The organism is Streptomyces sp. ISL-11, assembly GCF_018614525.1.
GTDB lineage: Bacteria > Actinomycetota > Actinomycetes > Streptomycetales > Streptomycetaceae > Streptomyces.
The window spans coordinates 1-9177 of sequence record NZ_JAGGOL010000210.1; the positions used below are offsets into that span (position 1 = coordinate 1).

Below are 9177 nucleotides of genomic sequence, written 5' to 3' on the forward strand. Positions count from 1 at the left end.
CCCGGGACGCGGGTGGACAGTGGGCAGGCCGCCGTCGCGGACCCCTACGGGCACGGGCCCGCCGCCGACGGGACCGACTGGCAGGCGTTCGGCACGCGGGAGAGCACGGGTCAGACGCCCCTCCCCGGCGCGGGCCAGGCATCCGGCGCGCCCGCGACCGACGGCCGTGCGCCGGCTCCGCAGGCGTCCGAAGCCCCGGCGGCCCCCGCCCAGGAGACCCCCGGGCACGTGACCGACGCGGCCGCTCCCGGCAGCCAGGTGCCCGCCGGTCAGGTGCCCGGCATCTCGGAGAGCACCGGTCGGGCGCACCCCGCCACCGCCGGCTCCGCGACCGGGCAGGCCACCCGGCCCGCTGCCCGGAGCCCGCTGGCGTCCGGACGGCGCCGTGCCGCCCGTGCCGCCGCCAAGCCCGTCCAGGGCGTGGCGCGCACCGCGACCGGTCTGGCCGCCGCCGTGGTGACCGCCGTCCTGGCCGTGATCGTCGCGGGCCAGGTCGAGGGCGGCTCGGACAGCAAGGCGCAGGCGCGCTCCGCCGACATCGAGCGCGACAGACCGGACGCCGCCTCACGCTCCGACAGCCGGCCGACGCCGAACGGCGGTGCCGTCGTCGCGGCCACGTACGACCAGAAGATGGCGAAGAAGTACCCGCTGGACGAGAAGGCCGGCGGGTCCGGTGACTTCCAGACCGTGGGCGGTCACGACAAGGCGCCCGGCAAGGGTGAAGTACTGCGCTACCGCATTGACGTGGAGAAGGGTCTGCCGCTCGACGGCGGGCTGTTCGCCACGGCCGTGCAGCGGACGCTCAACGACGACCGCAGCTGGGGTCACGACGGCACCCGCACCTTCGAGCGCGTCTCCTCCGGGCGCACCGACTTCGTGATCACCCTGGCCACCCCCGGCACGACGGCCGACTGGTGTGCCAAGTCGGGCCTGGACACCACCGAGGACAACGTCTCCTGCGACTCTGCGGCCACCGAGCGGGTCATGATCAACGCCTACCGCTGGGCGCAGGGCGCCCAGACGTACGGTGACGGGATGCTCGCCTACCGGCAGATGCTGATCAACCATGAGGTCGGCCACCGCCTCGGGCACGACCACGAGAGCTGCGCCAAGGAGGGCGCGCCGGCGCCGGTGATGATGCAGCAGACGAAGTTCCTGACGACCGACGGCAGGACCTGCCGCCCGAACCCCTGGCCGTACCCGGGGCGGTGATCCACCGGCCCGGGCGCCGTGCCCGGACCTAGATCGAATGTCTCGCTGATCAGGACGATTCGTCTCTCATCGCGAGACAACTTTGCCTTGGCTCGAAAATTCGTCCAATGTTCTGCGCATGTCGCACCACCACGCCCCCGAGATCGCCGGCTTCGAGCTGGCGCTGATCGGCGTGGCCGCGCACGCAGTCGCCGACATCCTCTGTCGCTGAGACCGCCCTTTCCCCCGCGTACTTCCGCGCCGCGCGCCCTCGCGCACCAGCGTCGCGTCCGCCGGGGGCGGTCCCGCGCCGTCGCGCGCCTTTGACGAACCGCCTTCCGTGGGTGCTCGCACTCCTTCCCTCTCCTCGCATTCCCCGCGAACCTCGCATTTCCGCGAAAGGCTGATTCCGTCATGCATCAACTTCCCGCCATTTCCCGCCGTGTGGCCGCGGCCGCCGTCAGTGTGGTCCTGCTCGGAGGCGCGGCGGCGTGCGGCCCGGAGGAGGGCGGCGACGCCAAGGGCGGCGACGGCGCGGCCGCCAAGAAGGGCGGCACCCTGACCGTCCTCAACAGACAGCCGCAGAAACAGTTCGACCCGGCCCGTCTCTACACCTCCGGCGGTGGCAACATCCCGTCCCTCGTCTACCGCACCCTCACCACCCGCAACCGCGCGAACGGCGCCGAGGGCACCAAGGTCGTCCCCGACCTCGCCACCACCACCGGCACGCCCAGCGACGACGCCAAGACCTGGACGTTCACGCTCAAGGACGGGCTGAAGTACGAGGACGGCTCGCCCATCACCGCAGCCGACATCAAGTACGGCGTCGAGCGCTCGTTCGCCGCCGAACTCTCCGGCAGCGCCCCGTACCTGCGCGACTGGCTGATCGGCGGCGACACCTACCAAGGCCCGTACAAGGAGAAGAAGGGCCTCGACTCGATCGAGACGCCCGACGACAAGACGATCGTCTTCCGGCTGAAGAAGTCCGAGGGCGACTTCCCCTACTACGCCACCTCCACGCAGTTCGCGCCCGTGCCGAAGGCGAAGGACACCGGCGCCAGGTACGCGGAGCACCCGGTCTCCTCCGGCCCGTACAAGGTCGTGAAGAACGCCGGCGACGGTGAGCAGATGGTGCTGGAGCGCAACACCAACTGGTCCGAGGCGACCGACAAGCAGCGGCACGCCTACCCCGACCGGATCGAGGTCAAATCCGGCCTCTCCTCGGCGGTCATCAACCAGCGGCTGTCCTCCGGCCAGGGCGCGGACGCCGCCGCCGTGACCACGGACACCAACCTCGGCCCCGCCGAACTCGCCCAGGTCGCCGGTGACAAGAAGCTCGCCGACCGGGTCGGCACCGGCCGCTTCGGCTACACCAACTACCTGGCCTTCAACCCCAAGGCCAAGCCCTTCGACGACCCGAAGGTGCGCGAGGCCATCTCCTACGCCGTCAACCGCACGAGCGTGGTGAACGCGGCGGGCGGCTCCTCGCTCGCCGAGCCGGCGACCACCTTCCTGCCCCAGCAGAAGTCCTTCGGCTTCACGCCGTACGACCACTTCGCGGCGGGCGCGACCGGCAACGCGGCCAAGGCCAAGGAGCTGCTGAAGGAGGCCGGTCACGAGGACGGCCTGGAGATCACGCTGACGCACTCCACCGCCCAGGACTTCGAGACCAGCCCCGAGATCGCGACGGCCGTCCAGGCCGCGCTCAAGGAGGCCGGGATCAAGGTCAAGCTGGCGGGCCTGGAGTCCAACGACTACGACGAGAAGGTCCACAGCCTCGACAAGCAGCCGGACCTCTTCCTCGCCCACTGGGGTGCCGACTGGCCCTCCGGCGGCCCGTTCCTCGCGCCGATATTCGACGGCCGGCAGATCGTCAAGGAAGGCGCCGGCAACTTCAACACCGCCCGCCTCGACGACTCCGAGGTGAACGGGGAGATCGACGAGATCAACAAGATCACCGACCATGACGCGGCCGCCGAGCGCTGGGGCGCCCTCGACCGGAAGATCGGTGAGCAGGCCCTGACCGTCCCGCTCTTCCACCCGGTCTACAAGCGCCTCTACGGCAAGGACGTCAAGAACGTCGTCATCAGCGACTGGACCGGTGTCCTCGACGTCTCGCAGGTCGCGGTCAAGTGACGGATCTCCTCATCGCCCAGGAACCGGAGGCGGGGCTCGCGCCCCCCTCCGGGGCCCGGCAGGTGTGGCGGCGGCTGAGAGCGCGCAAGTCCGCGCTCGCGGCCGCCGCCGTGCTGGGCCTGCTCGTCCTGCTCGCCCTCGCCGCGCCCCTGCTGGCCGGGTTGGAGGGCCAGGACCCCAACAGCTACCACGACACCCTCGTCGACTCCGCGCGCGGCGGTGTGCCGCTCGGGGACTTCGGCGGCATCGGCGCCGAGCACTGGCTCGGCGTCGAACCGGGCACCGGCCGCGACATGTTCGTACGGCTCCTCTACGGCGCCCGGGTCTCCCTGCTCGTCGCCCTCGGCGCCACCGTCGTCCAGGTGCTCATCGGCCTCGCGGTGGGCCTGGCCGCCGCGCTCGGCAACCGGCTCGTCGACAGCGCGCTCAGCCACCTCACCGACGTGATGGTCGCGATGCCGCTGCTCGTCTTCGCCATCGCGCTGATGGCCGTCGTGCCCGCGGACTTCCCGCGGCCGCTGCTGCTCGTCTTCGCCATCGGCCTGCTCGCCTGGGGTCCCATGGCGCGGCTCGTGCGCGGTCAGACACTGAGCCTGAAGAAGCTCGACTACGTCTCGGCCGCCCGGCTGACCGGCGGTTCGTCCTGGCGGGTCGCCCGGCGCGAGCTGCTGCCCGCGCTCGCCGCGCCCGTGATCACCTATGCGGCCATCCTGCTGCCGAGCAACATCGTCATCGAGGCGAGCATGTCCTTCCTCGGCGTGGGCGTGAAGCCGCCGACGCCCTCCTGGGGGCAGATGCTCTCGACGGCCACCACATGGTTCCGTGCGGACCCCGCGTACGTACTGCTGCCGGCCCTGCTGCTGTTCGTCACCACGCTCGCGTTCACCGTGCTCGCCGACGGGGTGCGCGTCGCGCTCGACCCGCGTGAGGCGTCCCGGCTGCGGGTCGGCAGGAGCGGGCGCGCGTCCCGCACGTCCCGTCCGGGAGGCACGGCGTGACCACCTACTTCCTGCGCCGCGCGCTGGGCGCGGTCGCCGTCGTCCTCGTGCTCTCGGCCGTTGTCTACATGACCTTCTACGTCGCGCCCGGCGACCCCGCGCGCCTGGCGTGCGGCCCGCGCTGCAACCCCGAGCAGATCCGGCAGGTCCGCGAGCAGCTCTCGCTGGACGACCCCCTCCTGCTGCAGTACTGGCACTTCCTGCAGGGAGTGTTCACCGGACAGGACTACTCCACCGGCACCGCCGTGCTGCACTGCGACGCGCCCTGCTTCGGCCTGTCCTACCAGAACAACCAGCAGGTCACCGACATGCTCGTCGAGCGGCTGCCCGCCACGGCCTCGCTGGCCGTCGGCGCCATGGTCGTCTGGCTCGTGGTGGGCATCGGCACCGGTCTGCTGTCCGCGCTGCGGCGCGGCGGGGCGACCGAGCGGGTCCTCACCTGGCTCACCCTCGCCGGCACCGCCACCCCGGTCTTCATCAGTGGGCTGGTGCTGCTGATGGTCTTCTGCACGTACCTGGAGTGGCTGCCCTTCCCGTCCTACGTGCCGCTGACCGAGGACCCCGAGCAGTGGGCCTGGAACATGCTGCTGCCCTGGGTGGCGCTCGGCCTGCTCGAATCCGCCAAGTACGCCCGCCTCACCCGCAGCTCCACGCTGGAGACGCTGGCCGAGGACCACATCCGTACCTTCCGCGCCTACGGTGTGCCCGAGCGGTCGCTGGTCGCGCGGCACGCCCTGCGGGGCGCGCTGGCCCCGGTCATCGCCCTGACCGCAGCCGACTTCGGGTCGATCTTCGGCGGCGCGGTGCTGACCGAGATGATGTTCGGCCTGCCCGGCATCGGCCAGCTGCTGGTGAACTCCACGAAGACCGTCGACCTCCCGGTCGTCGTGGCCGTCGTGGTGATCACCGGCACCGCCGTCGTGCTCGCCAACATCGTGGCGGACGTCCTGTACGCCGTCGCCGACCGAAGGGTGGCCCTGCGATGACCGCCGACTCCCAGCCGCTGGTCGCCGTGGCCGGCCTCTCCATCGCCTTCCCCACGGGGGAGGGCGTCGTGCGGGCCGTCGACGGGCTCTCCTTCGAGCTCGCCCCCGGCGGTGCCCTCGGCATCGTGGGCGAGTCCGGCTCCGGGAAGAGCACCGCCGCGTACGCCCTGCTCGGCCTGCACCGGGGCACCGGCGCCGACGTCTCCGGCTCGGTCACCGTCGCCGGCCACGACGTACTCGCCGCCGGCGAGGCCGAACTGCGGGGGCTGCGGGGCGGGGTGGCGGCCATGGTCTTCCAGGACCCGCTCTCCTCGCTCGACCCGTACCAGGCCATCGGCGACCAGATCGCCGAGGTCCACCGCGTCCACCGGCGCGACGCCTCACGCCGTGCCGCGCGCGCCCGCGCGGTCGAGGTCCTCGACCGGGTCGGCATCCCGGACGCGGCCCGCCGGGCCCGTTCGCGGCCGCACGAGTTCAGCGGCGGCATGCGCCAGCGCGCCCTGATCGCCATGGCGCTCGCCTGCGAACCGCGCCTCCTCGTCGCCGACGAGCCCACCACCGCCCTCGACGTCACCGTCCAGGCCCAGATCCTCGGCCTCCTGGGCGAGCTGCGCGAGGAGACGGGCATGGGCCTGATCCTCGTCACCCACGACCTGGGCGTGGCGGCCGGCAACGTCGACGAGCTGCTGGTGATGAAGGACGGGCGGGCCGTCGAGCGCGGACCGGTGCGCGAGGTGCTCGACGCGCCGCGCGAGACCTACACGCGTGACCTGTTGGCGGCCGTCCCGCGCGTAAACGTCCGCCGCGAGGGAATCCCCGCGCCCAAGGGTGACGACTCCGTGCTCCTCGAAGCACGTGGCCTCTACCGGGAGTTCGGCCATGGCAAGCGGGCCGTCACCGCCGTGGACGACGTCTCCCTGACCGTCCGGGCCGGCGAGACCGTCGGTGTCGTCGGCGAGTCCGGCAGCGGCAAGACGACGCTCGGCCGGCTGCTGGTGCGGCTGCTGGAGCCCTCCGGCGGCGAGCTGCGCTACCGGGGGCGCGAGATCGGCGGTCTGAAGGAGCGCGAACTGCGGTCCTTCCGCAGCGAGCTGCAGATGGTCTTCCAGGACCCCGTCTCCTCGCTCAACCCGCGCCGCAGCATCGGCGAGTCCATCGCCGACCCGCTGCGCGCCGCGGGCCGGCTGGACGAGGCGGAGATCGTCGCCCGGGTCCGGGAGCTGCTGGAGCGCGTGGGGCTCGACCCCGGCGCGTACCACCGCTATCCGCACGAGTTCAGTGGCGGCCAGCGCCAGCGCGTGGGCATCGCCCGCGCCCTGGCCCCCGAGCCCAGGCTGATCGTCTGCGACGAGCCGGTCTCCGCGCTGGACGTCACCACGCAGGCGCAGGTCGTCCGCCTGCTCGGCGAGCTGCAGCGCGACCTCGGCCTGGCGCTCGTCTTCATCGCCCACGACCTCGCCGTCGTGCGGCAGGTCAGCGACCGGCTGGTCGTGATGAGGAACGGCCGGATCGTGGAGGAGGGCGACGCGAACGCCGTCTACGAGCGGCCCGAGCACCCCTATACGCGCGGCCTGCTGGCCGCCGTGCCCCGGCTCGAACAGGCGGAAGCCGCCGCATAGCGCGGAGCAACGCCACATCTCAGGGAAAGTCACTTCTGTTCACCCCTTCCGGTGGCGCGACGGACAACCGTCCGTCGCGCCACACGGCGCCGCGCATAGCGTGCTCCCGCTGCCGTTCGGCGGCTGCCGGGGCCACAGTGGACAGACGGGGGTGCGTGCGTGCGCGTGGGACTCCTCACGGAGGGTGGGTATCCATATGCGGCGGGTGAGGGCGGCGAGTGGTGCGACCAGCTCGTCCGCGGGCTCGACCAGCACGACTTCGAGGTCTACGCACTGAGCCGGTGCGCCCGCCAGGAGCGCGGCGGGTGGTACGGCCTTCCGAAGCAGGTGCGGCGCGTACGGACGGCCCCGCTGTGGGGCGACCCTGCGGAAGGGGGTACAGGGCGCGCGTACGGCGCGTACGGACGGCGCGAAAGACAGCGGTTCGGTGAGCACTTCTCCGAGCTGGCGGCGGCGATCTGCGCCATGGAGCCGCCCGGCGCGGCGGAGCCGGCCCGAACGGACGGCGAGGTGGCGCCGGCCGGGTCCGCCGGTGCTCAGGCGTACCGTTTCACCGACGCCCTCCACGGTCTCGCCGACCTCGCCCGCGAGGCCGGCGGCCTCGGCGCCGCGTTCCGCTCCGAACAGGCCCTGCGCGCACTGGAGGCGGCGTGCCGGGCGCCGGGCGCACACCCCGCCGCCCACGGCATCCGCGTCGCCGACCTCCTCGCCGTCTCCGCCCTGCTGGAACGCTCGCTGCGGCCGCTGTCCCTGGACTGGTACGGCGCCGCCGAGGGCGACCGCGGGCTGGCCGGTGTCGACCTGTGCCATGCCACCTCCGCCGGGCCCGCCGCCCTGCCGGGACTGCTGGCCAAACGCTTCTTCGGTACACCGCTGCTCGTCACGGAGTACGAGGTCCGGCTGCGGGCCCACTACCTCAGCTCCGCCGCCGGCGCGGCCGGCATCTCCCTGGCCGTACGGACCCTGGTCGCCGCCTTCCACCGGCTGCTGTCCGCCGAGGTGTACGGCGGCGCCGACCTCATCACCCCCGGCGACGCGCACGTACGCCGCTGGCAGGAGCGCTGCGGAGCGGACCGCGCGCGGGTGCGCACGGTCCACCCCGGGGTGGACGAGCGGCCGTACGAGTCGGTGGGTGAGGGCGCGGAGGAGCCGTCGGGCGCCCCCGCGGACGACGGCCGGACGCTGGTGTGGGCGGGCGGCCGGGCCGAGCCGTGGCTGTGGGAGGCGTTCGCCGCGCTGCGGGAGGCCGAGCCGGTCGCGCGGCTGCGGGTCGTCGGCACCCCGCTGCCCGGTACCGAGGCTCCCGAGGGGGTCTCCTACGAGGAGGCCGTGCGCCCCGAGACGTATGCGGCGGGCAGCGTCGTCGTCCTCGCGGCGGCCGTGGACGCCTTCCCGCTGCCGCTGGTGGAGGCGATGTTCTGCGGCCGGGCCACGGTGTCGCAGGACGCCGGCGCGGTGCGGGAGGTCATCGGCGGCACGGGCCTGGTCGTCCCGCCGCGCGACCCGCGCGCGCTCGCCGACGCCTGCCTCGGCCTCCTGCGCGATCCCGGCCGGCGTGCCCGGCTCGGCGCGGCCGCGCGGGCCCGCGCGCTCGAACTCTTCACCGTGGAGCGGCATGTGACCGCGTTCCGCGGCATCTACCTCGAACTCATCTCCCGCGCCCCGGTGCGGCACGACACCGGTGACCCCTCCGTTCCCTTCTCCCACGCGGCGGAATCCCACCCGCCGCTCTCCTGGTCGCCGCGCGCGACCTCCCCGACCTGGGCGGGCCGGTCATGAGCACACCCCTGCGGGACGGCAGCGCCGGCATACCCACAGCCCCGGCGCCCCCGGCCGCGCCGGCCGATCCGGTGAAGGCGCTCCTGCAGTGCCACCGCGAGCTGTGCGCGCGAGCCGTGGACCCCTTGGAGATCGCCGCCGTGCTGGAGGCGCGCGGCCTCGCGGACCGGGTGGCGGCGGAGTGCCGGCACCGCGACGTGTTCTCCCTGGCGGAGGAGCTCTACGCCCGCGCGCGGCGCGACGAGACAGCGCCCGACGCCCGGCCGTGCGCCGGGCGCGAGGCGGAGACGTACGCGCCGAGCGCGTACGGCCCCTGGGAGGCCGCCGGTTGGCTCGGCGCACTGTGGCTGGTGATGTACGGGCTCATCGGCGACCGGCTGCTCGCCGCCCTCCTCGCCGGCGGCCCGGGAACCGCCCTGCCCGGCGCCGTCCCGGCCGCCGCGCCGACCGCGCTCGCCCTGCTCTGCG

Annotated in this window: 7 protein-coding genes and 1 pseudogene; all 8 read left to right on the forward strand. The window is 73.3% G+C overall.

All coding sequences use genetic code 11. The features are described 5' to 3' along the window. Nucleotides 1-1212, forward strand: a 1212-nt coding sequence (locus tag J7E86_RS30160; protein ID WP_251019896.1) for a DUF3152 domain-containing protein, incomplete at its 5' end; no start/stop codon positions are given. A gap of 118 nt (nucleotides 1213-1330) precedes the next feature. Then, nucleotides 1331-1423, forward strand: coding sequence for an Ms4533A family Cys-rich leader peptide (locus J7E86_RS32165; RefSeq protein ID WP_324614722.1), 93 nt, complete (start codon nucleotides 1331-1333; stop codon nucleotides 1421-1423). A 182-nt stretch (nucleotides 1424-1605) separates the two neighbouring features. After that, nucleotides 1606-3327, forward strand: a complete 1722-nt coding sequence (locus J7E86_RS30165) for an ABC transporter substrate-binding protein (protein WP_215085998.1) — start codon at nucleotides 1606-1608, stop codon at nucleotides 3325-3327. Further along, nucleotides 3324-4325 carry an ABC transporter permease gene (locus J7E86_RS30170; protein WP_215085999.1) on the forward strand — a complete coding sequence of 334 codons (1002 nt, stop codon included), beginning with the start codon at nucleotides 3324-3326 and terminating at the stop codon, nucleotides 4323-4325. Before J7E86_RS30165 ends, J7E86_RS30170 begins: the two co-directional genes overlap by 4 nt. Then, the gene (locus J7E86_RS30175; RefSeq protein WP_215086000.1) at nucleotides 4322-5311 is read left to right on the forward strand and encodes an ABC transporter permease; all 990 of its coding nucleotides are present in this window, start codon (nucleotides 4322-4324) and stop codon (nucleotides 5309-5311) included. Before J7E86_RS30170 ends, J7E86_RS30175 begins: the two co-directional genes overlap by 4 nt. Continuing rightward, nucleotides 5308-6930: an ABC transporter ATP-binding protein gene (locus tag J7E86_RS30180; protein WP_215086001.1), complete on the forward strand. Its 1623-nt coding sequence runs from the start codon at nucleotides 5308-5310 to the stop codon at nucleotides 6928-6930. The genes J7E86_RS30175 and J7E86_RS30180 overlap by 4 nt, the downstream gene beginning before the upstream one ends. Before the next feature lie 159 nt (nucleotides 6931-7089). Further along, on the forward strand, nucleotides 7090-8709 hold the full coding sequence (locus tag J7E86_RS30185; protein WP_215086002.1) for a DUF3492 domain-containing protein: 1620 nt from the start codon (nucleotides 7090-7092) through the stop codon (nucleotides 8707-8709). Further along, nucleotides 8706-9177, forward strand: a pseudogene (locus J7E86_RS31480) (hypothetical protein); the annotation flags it as partial. The gene J7E86_RS30185 and the pseudogene J7E86_RS31480, both read left to right, overlap by 4 nt.